An 18,982-nucleotide genomic window follows, 5' to 3' on the forward strand; every position below is an offset into this window, starting at 1 on the left:
GGTGCGGGGCGACAAGGTCGCAACGCGGATCCCGGATCGCGTGTCGGCCTCGGGATAGGGTTTCGTGGTGGTGTTCCTGCGGGCACTGGGCGCGATCGAGGTCGAGGTGGACGGGCACGTCGTGGATCTGGGCGGCCCGGTGCCGCGACGGTTCCTCGCGGCGCTGTCGACCGGTGCGGGCTCGCCGCTCTCCGATGCCGCCCTCGCCGACCTCGTGTGGGGTGCCGACCAGCCACGGCAGGCATCGGCGACCTTGCGGGTCGTCGCCTCCCGGCTCCGGTCCGCACTGGGCCCCGCCGGGCGAGAGCTGGTGCGCCGCAGGGGGTCCGGCTACCTGCTGGCACTCCCGGCCGAGCGCACCGATCTCGGCAGGTTCACCGACCTGGTCGCCGCCGGGGTGCGCGAGTTCGCCGTCGACGATCCCGTGTCCGCCGAGCGGGTACTGAGCGAAGCGCTCGCGCTGTGGCGGGGTGACCCGTGGCCGGAACTGGAGCAGGCCGACGGTCCGCTGGCGGAGCGCATCCGGCTCAGGGAGTTGTACGAGGTCGCGATCGAGGAGCGGGCGGCGGCGCGGCTGGCGTGCGGTGAGCTCGCGACGGCGGTGGCCGATCTCGGCGAGGCGGTGACGGCCGCACCGTTCCGGGAGCGGCGCTGGGAGCTGCTGGCCTCGGCGCTGTACCGCAGCGGTCGTCAGGCGCAGGCACTGGCCGAACTGCGCCGGGTGCGCGAGCTGCTGGTGGCGGAACTGGGGGTGGAACCCGGTCCGGCGTTGCGGTCGCTCGAACGCCGGATGCTCGCGCAGGATCCGGGTCTGCTGGTGGAATCGCCTGGCGCGCGGCCGGATTCCCCGCCCGGCCGCCGCCCACCGCACCGGCGGCCGCTGTCGACCTTCCTCGGCCGCGACGACGAGCTGCGCGTGCTGGGCGAGCTGCTCACCACCGAGCGACTGGTCAGCGTGGTCGGACCCGCCGGCGTGGGCAAGACCCGGTTGGCGATCGAACACTGGACCGCGGCGGAGGCGCCCGTCGACCGATGGTTCGTGCGCCTGGGTGACGTCGACGACGGCGACGCCGTACCGACCGCGATCGCGACGACGCTGTCGCTGGTCCAGCGCACCGGCGACCCCGTGACCCAGATCTGCCGGGCGCTGGCGGCGACGCCCGGCCTGCTGGTGCTCGACAACTGCGAGCACCTCGTCGAACCGGTCGCCCGCGTCGTGGTGACGGTGCTGGCCGCCTGCCCGCACCTGCGGATCCTGGCCAGCAGCCGACAGCCGCTCGGTGTCGACGGCGAGCATGTGCTGGCCCTGTCGCCGCTGCCGGTGTTCGACGGGCTCGGCGACGACGGTGCCGCGGTGCGCCTGCTGTTCGACCGGGTGCGCGCCGGCCGGGCGGGCTGGCGGCCCGACGCCGCGGATCGGACGGCCGCGCACGAGATCTGCGCGATGCTGGACGGCCTGCCCCTGGCCATCGAACTGGCGGCCGCGCGCGAACGCGCGTTCGGCCTGACCGAGATCGCGACCCATCTGCGGGACCGGCGAGACGTGCTCGGTCCGACCCCGCACGGATCGCTGTCGCGGCACGCCGACTTGTCCGCGGCGATCGGGTGGAGCGTCGACGATCTGGCCCCCGGCGATCGGGCTCTGCTGGTGCGGTTGTGGCCGTTCGAGGGCGGATTCACCTGGCAGGCGGCCGCGGCGACACACCCCGATGCGGGTGTGCTCGCCCCGCTGGCCTCGCTCGTCGACCGGTCCGTGCTCACCCTCGAGCACACGCCCTCCGGCACCCGCTACCGCCTGCTGGAGACCGTCCGTGGCTACTGTCGTGGCGTCGACCCCGCCCCGGGGGCCAGCCGGGCCGAGCACGCGCGCTGGGTGCGCACCTTCGCCGCCGAGAAATCGGCCCTGCTGACCGGCCATCACGCCGCGGGCGCCTACCGGTCGCTGGCCGCGGAGCTGCCGAATCTCCGGGCGGGGATCGCCTACGATCTCGAGCACCATCCGGTGGCGGCACTGCGGACCGTGGCGGCCCTGCAGTTCGCGTGGAGTGTGCTCGGCATCGTGGCGGTCGGCCGCACGCTGCTGCGTGACGCGTTGGCGGCCGCGGCCGATGCCCCCGCCGCCGATCGTGCCTTCGGGCTGCTCGGTCTGTCGATCGTGTCGTTCCACGCCGGGGACCCCGTGGAAGCGCTCGCGGGTGCCGATGCCGCCATGGCCACCCTGGGCGGACCGGAGACCGAGCGGGAATTGTGGTTGTCCGCCTTGATGTATCGGGCGCTGGCGTGGACCGCGCTCGGTGACCCGGCGACCGCGCGGGTGGCGGTCGACGCGCTCGTCGCGGAGGTCGACCGGCTGCCGACGCCGGAGTGGATCCGCGGCTGCGCGGAGTTCGGCACGGGCACCGTGCTGCTGCTGGAGGGCCGTCGGACCGAGGCCGTGCGCCTGCTGCGGGTGGCCCGCGAACGCAGCGCCGACTGCGGTCACCTGTGGTGTGAAGGCATGGCCGATGTGGTGCTGGCCTGGGCGATCCTGGCCGACCCGGACGACACCGACGGCGCCGCCGCAGCTCTCACCGCCCTCGATCGCGCGCTGGGGGTGTTCGCCCGGCAGTCGAACATCGCCGACGCGCTGGGGGCGGTGTACGCCGCGTCGTACGCGCTCATGGCGCGGGGACGACCGGAGCAGGCGCTGCGGGTGCGCGCGGCGGCACTGCACCACTCCGCGCGGGTCGGCGCCGATCCGCGCCGCTACGCCCAGTTCGCCCATCCCGCGATCGTCGCGCGGATGGACCGGCTGCTGGCCGCCCACTCGCGACCGGACGAGCTGACCGACGGTGCGGCGCTGAGCTGGCCCGCGGTGATCGATCTGGTCGGTGCGCTGGCACGCGCCGACCGGCCGGAGCTCGGGCCGGGGACGCCGTCGCTGTAGCGGGACTGAAACACCCGGGCGCGACAGTCGAGACGAGCCGCCGACCGGCCGCTCCGCACCGACACCGTGAGGGCCGAACCATGTCTGATCCCCAGCACGCGCGCACCTTCGAACTCTGTGCCGCGACGACCGTCTTCCGGCCCGCCGCGCAGGTCTGGGCGGTCCTCGCCGACTACGCCAACGCCCCACGGTGGCGCACCGGCGTAGTCGCGATGACCGCCGACCCACCCGGCATCGCCACCGCGGCGACCCGGACCACCGAAGAACTCCGCTTCGCCGGGCGTACCTGGCGTACCCGGGGCGAGGTCGGCACCGTCGTCCCCGGCACCCGCCTGACCTGGCGCACCGTCAGCGGAGCGGACGCGGACGGCGCGCGCACCGTCACCGCGCTCGCGCCCGCCCGCTGCGCGGTCCGCCTCGACCTGCGGGTGCGACCGCACGGACTGCAACGGCCCTTCGGTGCGCTCCTGGCACGGATGCTGCAACGCAACCTCACCCGCGACGTCGAGGCACTCCGCGAACTGGTCGAAGCCACACCGCCCCGGCCCGCTGACGAGCGGACATCCGGTTCGCAGGTCAGTGGGCCAGTTTGAGGCCGACGACGCCGGTCACGATCATGGTCAGGAACACCAGCTTGACGATCGTGATCGGTTCCGTGCCGGTGGCCATGGCGTAGGTGACGGTGAGGACCGCGCCGATGCCCACCCAGACCGCGTAGGCGGTGCCGACGGGTAGTTCGCGCAGGGCGACGGCCAATCCGGCCATACTCGCGATGAGCGCGACGAAGAACACCACCGACGGCACCAGCCGGGTGAAGCCTTCGGATCTGCCCAGCGCGGTCGCCCACACGGCTTCCAGGAATCCGGACACGACGAGCAGAATCCACGACATCACAGCCCTCCTCGGGCCGTCTTGTCGCACTCCGGGTACGGCACCCCTCGTCCGGTCGCCCGAAGTCCGGGCTCGCCTCCACCATGGCACGCCGGTTACCGGGCGGCAAGCGTTGGTGGTCGGGCTCACCAGGGTGTCGGTGGCTCGCCGTAAACTCGCGTGCGTGGGGAGGATTCGCGCATTCGCCGGGGGATTTCTGCTGACGCTGCCGAGCGTGGCGCTCAACGGAGTCCTGGTGTACGTCGTCGGAGTCGCCGTCGGTCGCTGGGCGGCGGCGGTCGTGCTCGCGCTGTGGTTCGTGATCGGGTGCGCGGTGGCCAGTGCCGCGTGGTTCCACCCGAACCGGGGCCAGGCGGCCGCCGCCTACGGCTTCCGTAAGCCGGTCGGCGCGGAACCGGACCTGCTCGCGACCGCGTGGTCCGACGTCACCCGGACCGCCGGCGTCGACGGCTGGCCCTATTCGCTGTGGGTGCAGCAATCGGGCACGCTCAACGCGTTCGCCGCGCCCGCGCGGATGGTCGCGGTGACGAGCTGGGCGATCGGATCGCTGCGGCCACGGCAATTGGCGGCGGTGCTCGCCCATGAACTCGCCCATCACCTGATGCTCGATCCACGGTTACGGCTGCTCGACGAGTGGGTCGCGCTCCCGGCCCGCACGGTGCGCGCGATCGGCAAGATCCCGGTCCGCGCGGCACGGGGGCCCGGTGCCGTCCGGTTCCTGATCCGATCGGCGATCTCGGCCGCGCTGCTGGTGGTCGCGGCGGTCGTGCTGACGCCGCGCATCGGCGTGCCGGTCGTGGTCGTCCTGATCGGCCTGCTCGTCCTGGAACCGCTGACGGCGGCGGCGCGCTCGCGGCGCGCGGAGTTCGCCGCCGACCGGATGGCGGTCGAGTTCGGGTACGGCCGCGATCTCCATGGCGCACTGCGGAAGTGGCTGCCGTACGAGACATCGCCGGAGTCGGCCTTGCTCGCGGCCAGGGCCCGCTGGCTGGGCACCCATCCGCCGACATCGGAACGGCTGCACGCGATTCGGCGGACCGCCGCGGCCTGATCGCGCCGACGGTCGGGGAAGAGGCGCACCCGCCGGAGGAACAGTCGGCGGGTGCGCCGGATCAGCGGCGGCCACGAAGCGATCCGCACCGCGAGGGCAGCTCGGGGTGCGGGTCCGCGGGGCGCGAGGTGCCGCCGCGGGTGTCGGGTTCGCTCGGTCGGCGTGGCCGGGCACCTGATCCGGCACCGATACTGCCGCCGCCCTCGTGAGGATTTCGTGAGCGGCCGGGCGGGTGGCGCACCCTCCTCGCCGGAGCTGTCGGTGGGCATCGGTAGCGTCGCGTGCTGTGGAAACAGGGGAACGTATCCAGGAACTCGCCGATCGCATCGTGGCGCTGCGCGACGCCTACTATCAGGGCTCGCCACTGGTCGCCGATGCCGAGTACGACACGATCGAGGACGAGTTGCGTGCGCTGATCACGGCGCACCCCGAACTCACGCCCGACCCGAACCCGCTCGACCAGGTCGGCGCGCCCGCGGTGCTGCACGCACCGGTCCGGCACGCACGGCCCATGCTGTCGCTCGAGAAGGCCACGAAACCCGAGCAGGTCGAGGCGTTCTTCCAGCGCTTCCCCGGGCAGCCGGTGGTGGTGATGCCGAAACTGGACGGCCTGTCGCTGTCGCTGGTCTTCGAGGACGGGCGCCTGGTGCGAGCGGTGACGCGCGGCGACGGCACCACCGGTGACGACGTGACCATGCTGGTCCGCGCCCTGGTCGACGGCGTTCCCGAGCGGATCGAGCTCCCCGGGCGCGTGGAGGTGCGCGGCGAGGCGGTGATGCTGCGGTCGACCTTCGCCGCCTACAACGCCGCCCACCCGGACAAACCGCTGATCAACCCGCGCAATGCCGCGGCGGGCACGCTGCGGGCCAAGGACCCGGCCACGGTCGCCGAACGCCGCCTGCAGTTCTTCGGCTTCGACCTCGACACCGCCGACGGAGGCGCCGCCCACGATCTCGGCGCGGGGCTGCTGGCGCTGGGCGTGGAGGGTGCGCGGATGCGGGTGTGCGCCGACGCCACCGCGGCGCAGGCCGCGATCACCGAGATCGAGCAGGGCCGCAACGACCTGGACTACGACATCGACGGCGCGGTGCTGCGCCTGGCCGACCGGGACGCCTACGCGGCGGCCGGAACCCGGTCCAACTCGCCGCGCGGTGCGCTCGCGTTCAAGTTCGCCGCCGAGGAGAAGACCACGCTGCTGGCCGACGTCGTCTGGGATGTCGGCAAGACCGGCAAGATCGTCCCGGTCGCCTGGCTGGAACCGGTGTTCGTCGGTGGCACCACCGTCACCAAGGCCACGCTGGCCAATCAAGAGGTGATCCGCGCCCGCGACATCAAGATCGGCGACACGGTGCTGGTGCGCCGCGCCGGTGACGTGATCCCGTTCGTGGCCGGCGTGCTCGACGCGGCGAAGCGCACCGGCGCGGAGCGCGAGATCGTGCCGCCCACCGTGTGTCCGTCGTGCGGGCAGCCGGTGACCGAACAGGGCAACAGCCGAGAGCTGTTCTGTACCAACGTCGCCTGTCCCGCCCAGACGGTGCGCAGGCTCATCCACTGGGCCTCGCGCGCGGCGGCCGATATCGACGCCATCGGTCAGGTGTGGATCGAACGCCTCGCCGAGGCGGGCATCCTGGAGCACCCGTCGGACTTCTACACCCTCACCCAGGAGCGCCTGCTCGAATTCGATCGGATCGGCGAGGTGTCGGCCGCGCGGATGATCGAATCCATCGACGCGAGCCGCCGGGTCGGCCTGCGCCGCGCGCTGATCGGGCTGGCCATCCCGATGGCCTCCGACGGCACCGCCGCCAGGTTGGCCAGGGCGGGATTCGGCTCGCTGGAGGAGGTCGCCGACGCGGGCGAGGAACGGCTCGTCGCGGTGGACGACATCGGCCCGAAGGTCGCCGCCTCCCTGGTCGCGCACCTCACCCGGCTACGCCCGGAGCTGGATCGATTGCGGGCGGCCGGTGTCGACCTGGACGTGCGCGAGGAAGACCTCGCCCCGGTCGTCGCGGCAGGCGCGCCGCTGGCGGGCAAGACGGTCGTCATCACCGGCGCCATCAGCGACCCGCGGTCGGGGGAGAAGGTCGCCCGCCCGACCTTCCAGCGGCTGTGCGAGCAGGCGGGCGCGACCGCGGCCTCCTCGGTCTCGGCCAACACCGATCTGCTCATCACCGGCGCCGGTGTCGGTGACAGCAAGCTGGCCAAGGCGGAGAAGCTCGGCGTGGAGGTCGTCGACCAGGGCGAGATCTGGAACCTGCTGATCGACGCCAAGGTCGTCTAGACCGGACGCTCGGCGGCCCGGAGGTGGGCCGCCGAGCGCCGGTGCCGGCGTCACTCGTCCGGCGTCAGGATCTCGACATAGCCGTCGGCGCCGTGCACGCGGATGCGCTGCCCGTCGCGGATCAGCGTGGTGGCGTGCTCCACGCCGACGACGGCGGGCAGGCCGTATTCGCGGGCGATCACCGCGCCGTGGGTCATCAGCCCGCCGACCTCGGTCACCAGGCCACGGATCGCGACGAACAGCGGCGTCCAGCTGGGGTCGGTATAGGCGGTCACCAGGATGTCGCCCGGGTCGAGATCGGCCTGCCCGATATCGGACACGACGCGCGCGCGGCCCTCGATCGTCCCGGCGGACACCGCCATCCCGGGCAGCGCGCCCGGCGGCAGGTCCGCGCGCCGATAGGCGCCGGTGAGGGCTTCACCGTCGGAGGTGAGCACCCGGGGCGCGGCGAGCGTTCGATACGAGCGGAACGCGTCCTTGCGCTGGTCGATGAGTTCGGCGTCGGCCTGCTGCGTGCGGACCACCTCGCCGAGCTCGTCGAACCGGAGGTAGTAGATGTCCTCGGGGTCGCGCAGCACGCCGTCGCGCACGAGACGGTCGGCTTCGCGCAGCAGTGCCTGCTTGTAGACGAAGTAGCGGCTCACCATGCCGTATTTCGGATACTCCCGATACCCGGAGTACGTGCGGAGGCGGTCGATCATCGCCGCGGTCTCCGCGGCTTTCGCGGCACCGTCGGGCAGGGCGCGCACGCGCGCGAGAAGTCGGTGCTCGGCCTGCTCGGCGTCGCGCAGGCCGTCGTCGAAGCGCTGCTTGCCCGCGCCGGGCCCGAAATTCTTGATATTGCCCAGGATCGTGGGCACGAGCGTGGTGGGGCTTTCGCTCCAGCGAGGCCGGGTGATGTCGATCTCGCCGACACAGCGCATGCCGTACCGGTCGAGGAACCCCTCGAGCGCGGCCCGGGCCGCGGCCCCACCGGAGCGTGCGCCCAGCTGATCGAGGAAGTCGTCGCGCTCCGCACCCGTCTGCTCCACCTCGCGCAGGTAGGCCACGACCTCCGGGTGCGGCCGGATGACATCGGCGACATCCAGCAGAGCCAGCCCCATCTCCGATGTCACATTGCCCGGAACCGACTGCAGCAGTACGTCGGCGGCGTTCTTCTCGCCGAGCCAGTCCGACAGCCGGTCGTTGAGCCACTCGGTGGACTCCATCGCGGACATGATGGCCTGCAGGCTGCGCGGCGCGAACACCGTCCGCTGCAACTCCTGGATATCGGCCAGGAGGAAGTCGATCAGCGCCGGGCCCGAGTAGGCCGGAATCTCGCGCCGCAGCGTGGCGATGGAGCCGTCGATATCGGCGACCAGTGCGGCGACGAGGGCGGGATCGGCCTCGATCGGCGCGCGGGCCGCGCCCGGTGCGGGGACACCGGCGGGTGCGCGGACCGAGGTGTCGTCGGTCGCCGGGCGCAGGAAGTCATCGCGCTCGACCACGGACCGCAGCGCGTCGCCGATCAGCGGATCGGACTTGCCCAGCCCGTCGATCAGACCGGTGCGGATCATCGGTGACGCCAGCATCTCGGTGACATCGACGAACAGCCGACCACCCGCGTCCCGCATCGGCGCGCGACTCGTCAACTGCCACAGCGAGATTCCCAGCGGCTTCATCGCGTCGGTCATCATCTGCTGGTGGCCCACCGACACGTAGACGCGGTTCTCCGCGTCGGCGGCCACCGGAACGGGGAACAGCGTGGTGATCGGCCTGCTCTGCACGATCCGCGGGTCCGGACCGTCCAGGCACCATTCGATGTCCTGCGGACTGCCGAAATGCGCTTCGATCCGGCGGCCGAGCCGGGCCAGCCGCAGCACCTCCGCCTCCGACAGCACGGGGTCGGTGCGGCGCTCCTCGGGAATCTCGCGCACCCGGGTGCCGCCCTCCGGCGCCGGCTCGACGGCGAGTTTCTTGGTGGCGATCGTCCGCTCGGTGACGGCGTCGTCGCGGACCCGGTAGATGTCGGCGTTGACGAGACCGGAGACGAGCGCTTCGCCGAGACCGAATCCGGCATCGATGCAGACCACGGTCCGGTCGGAGGTGACGGGGTCGGCCGTGACCAGAATGCCCGAGGCGCGTGGAAACACCATCCGCTGCACGACCACTGCCATCCGCACCGGCTGCTCGCCGAGGTCGTTGCGCAGTCGGTAGGTGACGGCCCGTTCGGTGAACAGCGAACCCCAGCACCGGCTGACGTGCGCGAGGATCGCCGCGGGGCCGACGACGTTCAGGAACGTGTCCTGCTGACCCGCGAACGACGCGGTCGGCAGGTCCTCGGCCGTCGCGCTGGACCGGACCGCGTAGGCGCCGTCGACTCCGAGCCGGGCGTGCGTGCCGAGGATCTCGGCCGCGATGTGCTCGGGCACGACCAGCTCTTCGAGCGCGCGGCGAACACGGGCGCTGACGGCGGCGATACCCGCCCGGTCGTCGGCCGCTAGCCGCGACACCTCTTCGAACAGACCCTCGATCGAGGGTGCGCCCGTCACCGCCTCGGCGAAGGCCTCGGTCGTGACGCAGAAGCCCGCAGGCACGTCGACTCCGTCGATCCGGGCCAGCTCGCCGAGGTTCGCGCCCTTGCCGCCGACGATCGCGACCCGGGTGCGATCGATCTCCCCGAAATCCAGTACATAGGCCATCCCCGCTACTCCTCACCTGGTGGTTTCGGTATTTCGCGAGCGATTATGGACCACGATTGCGCGCCTCATGAGGCCCCGGATTCGTGTATACAGTAGAAGGGGGAGACAAGCAGCCGATCGTTCAGCGGACTCCCGGGCGATCGGTACGCAGCCGGGCATGCAGGTGCATGTCGTGATAGCCGTCGCGGTGGCGCCCAGCCCCGCGCAGCGTTCCTTCCAGGACGAATCCGCATTTGGCCGCCACCCGGCACGACGGTGGGTTGTGGACCGAATGCGTGAGCTGGATGCGGTCGAAACCGATGTCCTCGAACGCCCACCGGGTGAGGATGCGGGCGGCGCGGGGCGCTATCTCGTGACCGCGCCAGGCGGGCAGCGTCCAGTACGCGAGTTCGGTGTGGCCTTCGCCGAGGTCGCTGCGGCGCAAGCCGATCCGCCCCGCCACCTCGTCGCCGACGGTGACGGCCCACTGCCCGTTACCGGCCGACCACGCCGTGCGCCACCGCTCGATCCACCGGCGCACCTGGCCGACGGATTCGGCGGTGCGAACGTGCCAGCGGCTGATCGCCGCGTCCTGGAACGCCCGGTACACGATGGGCGCATCGGCCTCGGCCCACGGCCGCAGGGCCAGGCCGTCGACGCCGGAGAGATGCGGTTGCGGTGTCGCGGCGAATCGATCGGGATCCACCACGGGCGGCAGCAGTTCGGGCATACCCCTAGTGTCCACGCGCCCCGGCGTCGATGTGGGACAGTCGATCTCAGATAATCGGCGGAACCTGCTCGGCGGGCAGGGGCGGCGGCGGTGGGGTGCCGTCGCCGAACGGGCGACCGCCCAGTTCCTCGCGGTGGTGCGGCGTCAGCCAGTTCGACAACTCCGGTCCGGCCGGGATGATGCCGGTGGGGTTGATGTCGCGATGGACGACGTAGTAGTGCTCCTTGATCTGACCGAAATCGATGGTGTCGCCGAAGCCGGGGGTCTGGAACAGATCGCGCGCGTAGGCCCACAGCACCGGCATCTCGGTGAGTTTGCTCCGGTTGCATTTGAAATGGCCGTGATAGACGGGATCGAAGCGGGCGAGTGTGGTGAACAGACGCACGTCGGCCTCGGTGATGGTGTCGCCGACCAGGTAGCGCTGGGTGCTCAGCCGCTCGGTGAGCCGGTCGAGGGCGTCGAACAGGCGTGTGTAGGCGGCGTCGTAGGCGTCCTGGGCGCCGGCGAATCCGCAGCGGTAGACGCCGTTGTTGACGTTGCGGAAGACGTCGAGGTTGATCTCGTCGATCTCGTCACGCAGCGGCTCCGGATACAGCTGCGGCGCGCCCTGGCGATGGAAGGCGGTCCACTCGGTGGAGAAGTCGAGGGTGATCTGGGCGTAGTCGTTGGTGGCCACCTGCCCGGTCGGGATGTCGACCACCGCGGGCACGGTGATCCCGCGCGGATAGTCGGGGAACCGGGCCAGATACGCGTCGCGCAGCCGGTGGATGCCCAGGACCGGATCGAACCCGCCCGGGTCCAGATCGAAGGTCCAGCTGAGCTTGTCGTGGGTGGGCCCGCACAGGCCCAGGGAGAGCACCGGCTCGAGGCCGAGCAATCGGCGCACGATCAGCGTGCGGTTGGCCCAGGGGCAGGCCCTGGCCGCGACGAGCCGGTAGCGCCCCGGTTCGACGGGGTAACCGTCGCGACCGTCGGCGGTGATCCGCGTCGTGATGTAGTTCGTATCGCGACGGAATTCGCCCGGCTCGACGTAGGTACCCGCATCGGCATCGCTCACCGGCCCAGTCTGGCAGACTCCTCGGCCGCCGGTTCCTGCACCGGACGCGCGGCCGCGTCGGTGTCCGCCAGCGCGCGGCGTACGCCGACGGGCCCGAGCCCGCGCGACAACCCGAGAAGCATTGCGGCACAACCGAGTCCGGACAGGACCAGGCTCGTCGCGAACAGGGCGGGATAGCCGGCGAGGTCGCCGATCACCCCGGCCGCCAGCCCCGCCATCCCTTGGACGACGACGATGGCGCAGGCGAGCAGGGTGTAGTCGCTGCCCGCGTGGTCGGTGTCGGCGGCGTCCATCATCAACGCGAACACCGCGACGGTGGCGGCGCCGCCGAAGACGTGCTCGGCCAGGCTCGCGGTGACGAGCAGTTCGAATCCGCCGACGCCGAGGGCCGCGAACAGATACAGCGCGATGCTCGCGGTCTGGGTGACCCCGCCGATCAGCAGCGCGTGCCTGCGGCCGAAGCGGTAGGCGAGCCAGCCGCCGATAGCCGCGCCCGCCAGGGCGCCCGCCGAGGAGAGCACCCCCTTGATCAGCGCGATCTGGCCGAGATCGAGCCCGGCGTCGGACAGGAACGGACCGGTCAGCGCCGAGGCCATCGAATCACCGAACTTGAACGCGCCGATCAGCGCGATGAACGCGAGGACGCCCGGCCTGCGCAGCCGGGTCCACCAGGTGCCGAGCAGGCGGGCCGGATGCGGGCGCGGCGGGCGGTCGGCGACCGGTTCGCGCAGCAGCCACACCGGCACCGTGGTCGCCACGATCAGCACCGCCATGGCGAGGAACAGCACCCGCCACCCCGACAGGGCGAACAACCACAGCAGCGCCCCGCCACCGACGATCATGCCGACGCGGTAGGCGCCGACCTGGATGCCGTTGCCCAGTCCACGCTGGCGCGGACCGAGCAGACGCACGGCGAGCCCGTCGGTGGCCACGTCCTGGGTCGCCGACAGCAGATTCACCACCACGATGCCGACGAACAGCCACCGCAGCGACGACGACAGGTCCAGGCACGCCAGCAGCATCGCCACCGCGGCCGCGGACAGCTGCAGCACCAGCAGCCACGTCCGCCGGGTGCCGTACCGGTCGACATAGGGCGCCCACAGGAACTTCAGCGCCCAGGGCAGGAACAGCACACCCGACGCGCTGATCGCCACCAGCGAATAGCCCGATTCGCGCAGCACCACCGGCAGCGCCTGGGTGAAGAAGCCGAACGGCAGACCCTGCGCGAAGTACAGCGCGGACAGCAGAACCAGCGTGCCGGTCGTGAAGACACCCGGTCGGGTGGCGGTGCTCATGCCGACATCGTCGCAGAGACCCCGCCGGGGCACAGGCCCCCGGCTCGGCCTGATCGCAACGCGGCCCGGCCCGCTTTGCGATCCCGCTGCGCGCAACCCGTGAGCGCGCGGGCCCGCGGCGTCATGGTGGGGGAATGACTTCCACAGAGACGAAACGCGTGGCCGATTCCGAACTGGACGACGTCTTCCGTCCCCTCTTCGACCGTATCGCCGAGGGCGCTGTCGCCCGCGAGACCGACCGTGCACTGGCGCATGCCGAGATCGCGGACCTGCGCGCCGCCCGCTTCGGCGCCCTGCGGGTGCCGGTGGAGTTCGGTGGCTACGGCGCGAGCGTGCGCCAGCTGTTCCGGCTGCTCATCGACCTCGCCGCCGCCGAATCGAACCTGCCGCAGGCCCTGCGCGTGCACTTCTCCTTCGTCGAGGACCAGTTGCTGGCGGACGCAGGCCCGGCACGCGAGCGGTGGCTGCGGGCGATCACCGAGGGCACCCTGGTCGGCAACGCCATCACCGAACCCGGTGTCGGCGCGGTCGACCGGTACCGCACCCGGCTCACTCGCGACGGCGAGCACTGGCGGCTCGACGGCACCAAGTACTACAGCACCGGTTCGCTCTACGCCGACCACATCCTCGTCGCCGCCGACCGTGACGGCGAACGGGTCGGCGTGCTGGTCGGCGCGCAGGCCGACGGGGTGCGTCAGCACGACGACTGGGACGGCTTCGGGCAGCGGCTCACCGCCAGCGGCACCACCGAATTCACCGCGGTGCGGGTGACCGAGGATCAGATCCTCGGCCCCGGCTACGGCGTGTCCGGCCCCACCTACGCGACCGCCTACCTGCAGCTGGTCCAGCTCGCGGTGCTCGCGGGGATCGCCCAGCGCGCGGAAAGCGATGTGCGCGAGTGGGTCTCGCGACGCACGCGCGGCTACACCCATTCCGCCGCCGACCTGCCCCGACACGATCCGCTGGTGCAGCAGGTGATCGGCACCCTGTCGGCGGCCGCGTTCTCGGCCCGCGCGAACGTGCTCGCGGTGGCCGAGCTGCTCGACGAGGTCCTCGCCGCCGGGGCGAAGGACGAGACCGCGCTCGTCGCGGTCGAACTCGCCGCGGCGCGAGCCCAGCTCGCGGTGATCGACACCGTGCTGCCCGCCACGAGCCTGCTGTTCGAGGTGGGTGGCGCGTCGATCGTGTCCGAGGGGCTGCGCCTGGACCGGCACTGGCGCAACGCGCGCACCATCTCCGTGCACAACCCCGCCATCCAGAAGGCCAGGGCGGTGGGCGATCACCTGCTCAACGGCACCGACCTGCCCTTCGGCTGGAGTGCGGGCGAGCGGGTCGCGGCCGACGGGCAGACCCGATGACCCGCCGGATCCGGTTCAACGCCTTCGACATGAACTGTGTGGCCCATCAGTCGCCCGGCCTGTGGCGCCACCCCGACGACCAGTCGCACCGCTACAAGGAGCTGAGCTACTGGACCGAGCTCGCCCAGCTGCTCGAACGCGGCCGCTTCGACGGCATCTTCATCGCCGACGTGCTCGGCGTCTACGACGTCTACGGCGGCAACGACCTCGCCGCGTTGCGGGAGGGCGCCCAGGTGCCGGTGGCCGATCCGCTGCTGCTGGTGACGGCGATGGCCGCGGTCACCGAGCATCTCGGTTTCGGCATCACCACCGGCACCGGCTTCGAGCACCCCTTCCCGTTCGCCCGGCGGCTGTCCACGCTGGACCACCTCACCGGCGGCCGGATCGGCTGGAACGTGGTCACCGGCTATCTGCCCTCGGCCGCCCGCAATCTCGGCGCCGACGACCAGCTCGACCACGACGATCGCTACGACCAGGCCGACGAGTATCTCGAGGTGCTCTACAAGCTCTGGGAGGGTTCCTGGGAAGACGACGCGGTGGTGCGGGACGTCGACCGTGGCGTCTACGTGGACCCGGCGAAGGTGCACCACATCGGCCATCGCGGACGGCATTTCACCGTGCCCGGCATCCATCTGTCCGAGCCGTCACCGCAGCGCACCCCGGTGATCTACCAGGCGGGCGCGTCCCCGCGCGGCGTGCGTTTCGCCGCGGAGAACGCCGAGGCGGTGTTCGTGGCCGCACCGTCGAAACGGGTACTCGCCCAGACGGTGTCGCGGGTCAGGGACGCGCTCGAGGCGGCGGGCCGCGACCGCTACGCGGCCCGGATCTACGCGCTGGCCACCATCATCACCGATGCCACCGACGAGGCCGCGCACGCCAAGTACGTGGAGTACCTGTCCTACGCGAGTGTGGAGGGCGGGCTGGTGTTCATGTCCGGCTGGCTGGGGATCGACCTGTCGCGCTACGACCTCGACGACCCCATCGGCGACGTGCGGAGCAACGCCATCCAGTCGGCGGTCGCGGCGTTCCAGGAGTTCGACGACGACGGCCGCGCGTGGACCGTGCGCGACATCGGCCGCTGGGCGGGTATCGGCGGCATGGGCCCGGTGTTCGTCGGGTCGGGGGAGACCGTCGCCGATCAGCTCCAGGAGTGGGTGGCCGAGACCGATCTCGACGGGTTCAACCTGGCCTACGCGATCACCCCCGGCACCTTCGAGGACATCGTGCGGCACGTGGTCCCGGTACTGACCGCCCGCGGCGCCTATGCCACCGCGTACGAGCCCGGCACCTTGCGGCAGGCGCTGTTCGGCGCGGGCGACCGGCTCCCGGCCGACCATCGTGGCGCGAGTTACCGGGTGGGTGGCCGGAATTCGACCGTCCTGCCCGACGCGGAGTCACGGCCGGGCTCGGTCGCCGCGGCCATCGATTCCCGCTGATCGCAACCCTGCTGCGGCGGAAGGGAATCGAGAACCATGTCGATATGACATCGCAGAATCCCGCTTCACGTTCCACGCGTTCGGCCGCGATCGTCGGCGCCGGACAGACCGGCGTCTCCGCGGCGCTAGGTCTGCTCGACGCCGGCTTCGAGGTGACGCTCTACAGCGACCGCGACCAACCGGCCCTCCGCGACGACGTTCCCGCCACCGGCACCGCCCTGGAATTCGGGGTGACCCAGCAGGCCGAACTGGCCCTCGGCCTCGACACCTACACCGCCAGGGCCCCCCGGCACACCGGGCTCAGCGTCCGGATCGCCGACCCCGACCGCGCCGAGCTGATCGCCTTCGACGGCGTGTTCGACGGCTACGTCGGGGTCGCGGTCGACACCAGGCTCAAAGCCGACGAGCGGCTCACCGCTTTCCGCGAACGCGGTGGGCACTTCGTCGTCGAGCAGGTCACCCCGGAATCCCTCGACGGTATCGCCGCCCGGCACGACCTGACCCTCGTCGCCACCGGCCGCGGTGGCCTGTCCGACCTGTTCCCCGTCGACACCGAGCGGACCGTCTACGACGCGCCCCAGCGTTCGCTGCTCACGGTCACCGTCACCGGGCTCGGCCACGACCCGGGTGTGTTCGCGCATCGCAGTCCGGCGGGCGGCGGGCACAGCGGGTTCTCCATCTTCGCCGATCAGGGCGAGGGCTGGTGGGGGCCCTACCTGCACAAGGACGCCGGTCCGAGCTGGGCGTTCCTGGGTTGGGCCCGGCCTGGCAGCGACTGGGCGGCGCGGTTCGGGGCGGCCGATTCGGCGGCCTCGGCGCACCGGATCGTCACCGAGCTGTACCGCGACTACATCGACTGGGACCTGCCCGAGGTCCTGGCCACCCGGGTGATCGAGGACGATCCGCACTCGTGGCTGAAGGGCGCTGTCCGGCCGGTGGTCCGGGCCGGTGTCGGCCGGACCGCGAGCGGTCATCCGGTGGCCTCGCTGGGCGACACCTCCGTCGCCTACGACCCGATCGCCGGGCAGGGCGCGCAGAGCGGCCTGATCCAGGCGCAACGCCTGGTGGCCGCGGCCGCCGTGCACGACGGCGCCTTCGACGAGGCCTGGATCGCCGCCCGCTACGGCGAGTTCCTCGCCGCGCGCAGCGATGCCGCCGCCAAGGTGACCCGGTTGTTCCTCAGCGACCCGGAATTCGCCGACATCGGCGGCCAGTTCTTCGCCGCCGCGGCGGTGGAGCCCCGGTTCGCGAGTGCGCTGGTCGGCCTGCTGCACCAGCCGCAGCCGTTCCTCGGGATCGACACCGCCGAGCAGGCGGGCGCCTACATCGAGGAGATCACCGGGGTGCCCGCGGCCGACGTGCTCGCCCGGTTCCAGCCCGCGGGCAGATTCGCCCGGTCCGAGTACGCGGGCGCGCTCACCCGCGCCTGAGCGGCACCTCGATTCCGCCGCGGCCGGTCACCCTCCGGCCGCGGCGGATCACGGTGCGGTGCGCTGGAATTCGAAGGTGCCCGGCTTGTGCGGCGCGTCGGTGGTGAGTGTGCCGGTGATCCGCCCCGGCCCGGGAGCGAACGAGATCTGGGTGCCGCCGGTCCCGTAGACCTGCTGCCGCACCGTACCGGTGGCGCCGGTGTCGAGATTGCGCCAGTTCACCGCGACCTCCACCGAGCACGGGCCGATCCCGTGCAGCGCGCTGACCAGGCCGAAATACGGGGTGTCCGGTCCGAAGACCGTCGCGAAATGGATGTGCCCGACGCACAGTCCGCCGCTGGTGAGGGTGATCGCGTCGTCGAGCAGGCCGCGGTCGGCCGCGGCGACGGGCGCGAGCGCGCCCAGCGGTGCCGCGACGACAGCCGCCGCGATCAGGGCCCGGATGGTCGTACCGCCGAGGTGCATGACATGCCTCTTCGTGTCGGTTGGCTGGGGAACCCGCCCGCGGTCACGGACGGCCACGCCGTTCGACCATAGCGCGGCAGCGGCGGGAGGCGACGAGGCGAAATCGGCGGGCCATGGCCTGGCCTGCCGATAGCATCGGCCTCGCCGTCACGTTCCGTGTACCCAGGAGGCAGCCACATGTCGGACTACGAATCGCATGCGGGACAGCGGCCCGCGGCGTGGTACGAGAACTGGACCGAAGGGCCCGAGTCCCCGTGGCGCGACCGGCCCGACCCGAGTGCCGAGCGGGAATATCGGACGCTGACCTACGAGCGGGACGGTCGCATCGCCCGGATCACCTTCGATCGGCCCGACAAGGGCAACGCCATCACCCCGGACACACCGGTGGATCTCGCGCACGCGGTCGAGCGGGCCGATCTCGATCCGCGCGTGCACGTCATCCTGGTCTCGGGGCGCGGCAAGGGTTTCTGCGGCGGCTACGACCTGGACCTGTTCGCCGAGCGGGGTTTCGCGAGCGCGGGCGGTTCCGACGAGGTCACCGGCACCGCGGTCGACCCGATCGCGCAGGCGGTCAACCACAATCCCTGGGGCACCTGGGATCCGATGCTCGACTACGCCATGATGAGCCGGTTCAATCGCGGCTTCGCCAGCCTGCTGCACGCGAACAAGCCGACCGTCGCCAAACTGCACGGCTTCGCGGTGGCGGGCGGGACCGATATCGCCCTCTACAGCGACCAGATCATCTGCGCCGACGACACCAAGATCGGCTATCCGCCCACCCGGGTCTGGGGCATCCCGGCGGCGGGCATGTGGGCGCACCGGCTCGGTGACCAGCGCGCCAAGCGCCTGCTGTTCACCGGCGACTGCCTGACCGGCAAGCAGGCCGCCGAGTGGGGTCTGGCGGTGGAGTCGTGGCCCGCCGACGAACTCGACGCGCGCACCGAGGCGCTGGTGGAGCGGATCGCGCGGATGCCGGTCAATCAGCTCATGATGGCCAAACTGGCGCTCAACTCGAGCCTGCTGGCCCAGGGTGTCGCCACGTCCGGCATGGTCAGCACCGTCTTCGACGGCATCTCCCGGCACACCCGAGAGGGCTACGCCTTCCAACTCCGTTCGGCCACTGTCGGATTCCGGGAGGCCGTGCGCGAACGCGACGAACCGTTCGGCGACCACAAACGTGGTCAGGCGGGAGATCAGGACTGAGCCGGCGCCGCCTGGTCCACGACCATCTGCACCGCGGCCCTGCGTGCTGACGGCGAGATAAAATTGGCACACGGTCGAGTGCGGGAATTCACCGCGAACACGGTGATTCTGGACGACGGTACCGAACTGCCCGTCGACCTCGTCGTCTGTGAACGGCTGGGCCGCCGATCTCGTCGGCCGCGCCGATCGCCCCGCCCGGACC

At 71.7% G+C, this 18,982-nt stretch carries 14 protein-coding genes and 1 riboswitch; of the genes, 8 read left to right on the forward strand and 6 right to left on the reverse strand.

Going from position 1 to position 18,982, the window contains the following annotated elements; all coding sequences use genetic code 11:
• Positions 1 to 67: 67 nt before the first annotated feature.
• A complete protein-coding gene (locus AB0H54_RS20175; RefSeq protein ID WP_357346839.1) occupies positions 68 to 2,926 on the forward strand; it encodes a BTAD domain-containing putative transcriptional regulator in 2,859 nt (952 codons plus the stop codon).
• A gap of 80 nt (positions 2,927 to 3,006) precedes the next feature.
• Positions 3,007 to 3,519 carry an SRPBCC family protein gene (locus tag AB0H54_RS20180; RefSeq protein ID WP_357346840.1) on the forward strand — a complete coding sequence of 171 codons (513 nt, stop codon included), beginning with the start codon at positions 3,007 to 3,009 and terminating at the stop codon, positions 3,517 to 3,519.
• Here AB0H54_RS20180 and AB0H54_RS20185 read toward each other — a convergent pair.
• On the reverse strand, positions 3,503 to 3,817 hold the full coding sequence (locus AB0H54_RS20185) for a multidrug efflux SMR transporter (RefSeq protein ID WP_357346841.1): 315 nt from the start codon (positions 3,815 to 3,817) through the stop codon (positions 3,503 to 3,505). The two genes, AB0H54_RS20180 and AB0H54_RS20185, sit on opposite strands and share 17 nt — an antisense overlap.
• Positions 3,818 to 3,827: 10 nt before the next feature.
• Positions 3,828 to 3,894: riboswitch (guanidine-III (ykkC-III) riboswitch) on the reverse strand.
• An 86-nt stretch (positions 3,895 to 3,980) separates the two neighbouring features.
• On the opposite strand from AB0H54_RS20185, the gene AB0H54_RS20190 reads away from it, so the two are divergent.
• On the forward strand, positions 3,981 to 4,868 hold the full coding sequence (locus AB0H54_RS20190; protein ID WP_357346842.1) for a M48 family metalloprotease: 888 nt from the start codon (positions 3,981 to 3,983) through the stop codon (positions 4,866 to 4,868).
• A gap of 286 nt (positions 4,869 to 5,154) precedes the next feature.
• Complete coding sequence (gene ligA, locus AB0H54_RS20195) at positions 5,155 to 7,146, forward strand: NAD-dependent DNA ligase LigA (RefSeq protein ID WP_357346843.1); 1,992 nt, start codon at positions 5,155 to 5,157, stop codon at positions 7,144 to 7,146.
• 50 nt (positions 7,147 to 7,196) lie between these two features.
• Here ligA and rph read toward each other — a convergent pair whose 3' ends face one another.
• From rph to AB0H54_RS20215, 4 genes are all read right to left on the reverse strand, one after another.
• Positions 7,197 to 9,827, reverse strand: coding sequence for a rifamycin-inactivating phosphotransferase (gene rph / locus AB0H54_RS20200; protein ID WP_357346844.1), 2,631 nt, complete (start codon positions 9,825 to 9,827; stop codon positions 7,197 to 7,199).
• Between the two features lie 121 nt (positions 9,828 to 9,948).
• Positions 9,949 to 10,536 carry a GNAT family N-acetyltransferase gene (locus AB0H54_RS20205; RefSeq protein ID WP_357346845.1) on the reverse strand — a complete coding sequence of 196 codons (588 nt, stop codon included), beginning with the start codon at positions 10,534 to 10,536 and terminating at the stop codon, positions 9,949 to 9,951.
• A 46-nt stretch (positions 10,537 to 10,582) separates the two neighbouring features.
• Positions 10,583 to 11,593 (reverse strand): glutathione S-transferase C-terminal domain-containing protein, encoded by a 1,011-nt coding sequence (locus AB0H54_RS20210; protein WP_355272422.1) that lies wholly within the window; start codon positions 11,591 to 11,593, stop codon positions 10,583 to 10,585.
• On the reverse strand, positions 11,590 to 12,888 hold the full coding sequence (locus AB0H54_RS20215) for an MFS transporter (protein ID WP_357346846.1): 1,299 nt from the start codon (positions 12,886 to 12,888) through the stop codon (positions 11,590 to 11,592). The genes AB0H54_RS20210 and AB0H54_RS20215 overlap by 4 nt, the downstream gene beginning before the upstream one ends.
• 134 nt (positions 12,889 to 13,022) lie before the next feature.
• On the opposite strand from AB0H54_RS20215, the gene AB0H54_RS20220 reads away from it, so the two are divergent.
• The 3 genes from AB0H54_RS20220 to AB0H54_RS20230 are packed head-to-tail and all read left to right on the forward strand — an operon-like array spanning position 13,023 to position 17,112.
• The gene (locus AB0H54_RS20220) at positions 13,023 to 14,246 is read left to right on the forward strand and encodes an acyl-CoA dehydrogenase family protein (RefSeq protein WP_357346847.1); all 1,224 of its coding nucleotides are present in this window, start codon (positions 13,023 to 13,025) and stop codon (positions 14,244 to 14,246) included.
• The gene (locus AB0H54_RS20225) at positions 14,243 to 15,682 is read left to right on the forward strand and encodes an LLM class flavin-dependent oxidoreductase (RefSeq protein WP_357346848.1); all 1,440 of its coding nucleotides are present in this window, start codon (positions 14,243 to 14,245) and stop codon (positions 15,680 to 15,682) included. The genes AB0H54_RS20220 and AB0H54_RS20225 overlap by 4 nt, the downstream gene beginning before the upstream one ends.
• A gap of 44 nt (positions 15,683 to 15,726) precedes the next feature.
• The gene (locus tag AB0H54_RS20230) at positions 15,727 to 17,112 is read left to right on the forward strand and encodes a styrene monooxygenase/indole monooxygenase family protein (RefSeq protein ID WP_357346849.1); all 1,386 of its coding nucleotides are present in this window, start codon (positions 15,727 to 15,729) and stop codon (positions 17,110 to 17,112) included.
• Positions 17,113 to 17,160: 48 nt separating this feature from the next.
• Here AB0H54_RS20230 and AB0H54_RS20235 read toward each other — a convergent pair whose 3' ends face one another.
• Positions 17,161 to 17,577: a hypothetical protein gene (locus AB0H54_RS20235; RefSeq protein WP_357346850.1), complete on the reverse strand. Its 417-nt coding sequence runs from the start codon at positions 17,575 to 17,577 to the stop codon at positions 17,161 to 17,163.
• A gap of 177 nt (positions 17,578 to 17,754) precedes the next feature.
• Between AB0H54_RS20235 and AB0H54_RS20240 the strand changes: the two genes are divergently transcribed.
• A complete protein-coding gene (locus AB0H54_RS20240; protein WP_357346851.1) occupies positions 17,755 to 18,780 on the forward strand; it encodes a crotonase/enoyl-CoA hydratase family protein in 1,026 nt (341 codons plus the stop codon).
• Positions 18,781 to 18,982: the final 202 nt, after the last annotated feature.

The organism is Nocardia sp. NPDC050718, assembly GCF_040654235.1.
GTDB lineage: Bacteria > Actinomycetota > Actinomycetes > Mycobacteriales > Mycobacteriaceae > Nocardia.

Excerpts from the sequence above, each read along its gene's own strand:
- AB0H54_RS20220 (WP_357346847.1), top strand. The coding sequence starts at position 13,023 with ATGACTTCCACAGAGACGAAACGCGTGGCCGATTCCGAACTGGACGAC.
- rph (WP_357346844.1), bottom strand. The coding sequence starts at position 9,827 with ATGGCCTATGTACTGGATTTCGGGGAGATCGATCGCACCCGGGTCGCG.
- AB0H54_RS20180 (WP_357346840.1), top strand. The coding sequence starts at position 3,007 with ATGTCTGATCCCCAGCACGCGCGCACCTTCGAACTCTGTGCCGCGACG.
- AB0H54_RS20185 (WP_357346841.1), bottom strand. The coding sequence starts at position 3,817 with ATGTCGTGGATTCTGCTCGTCGTGTCCGGATTCCTGGAAGCCGTGTGG.
- AB0H54_RS20240 (WP_357346851.1), top strand. The coding sequence starts at position 17,755 with ATGTCGGACTACGAATCGCATGCGGGACAGCGGCCCGCGGCGTGGTAC.
- AB0H54_RS20205 (WP_357346845.1), bottom strand. The coding sequence starts at position 10,536 with ATGCCCGAACTGCTGCCGCCCGTGGTGGATCCCGATCGATTCGCCGCG.
- AB0H54_RS20230 (WP_357346849.1), top strand. The coding sequence starts at position 15,727 with ATGACATCGCAGAATCCCGCTTCACGTTCCACGCGTTCGGCCGCGATC.
- AB0H54_RS20225 (WP_357346848.1), top strand. The coding sequence starts at position 14,243 with ATGACCCGCCGGATCCGGTTCAACGCCTTCGACATGAACTGTGTGGCC.
- AB0H54_RS20235 (WP_357346850.1), bottom strand. The coding sequence starts at position 17,577 with ATGCACCTCGGCGGTACGACCATCCGGGCCCTGATCGCGGCGGCTGTC.
- AB0H54_RS20215 (WP_357346846.1), bottom strand. The coding sequence starts at position 12,888 with ATGAGCACCGCCACCCGACCGGGTGTCTTCACGACCGGCACGCTGGTT.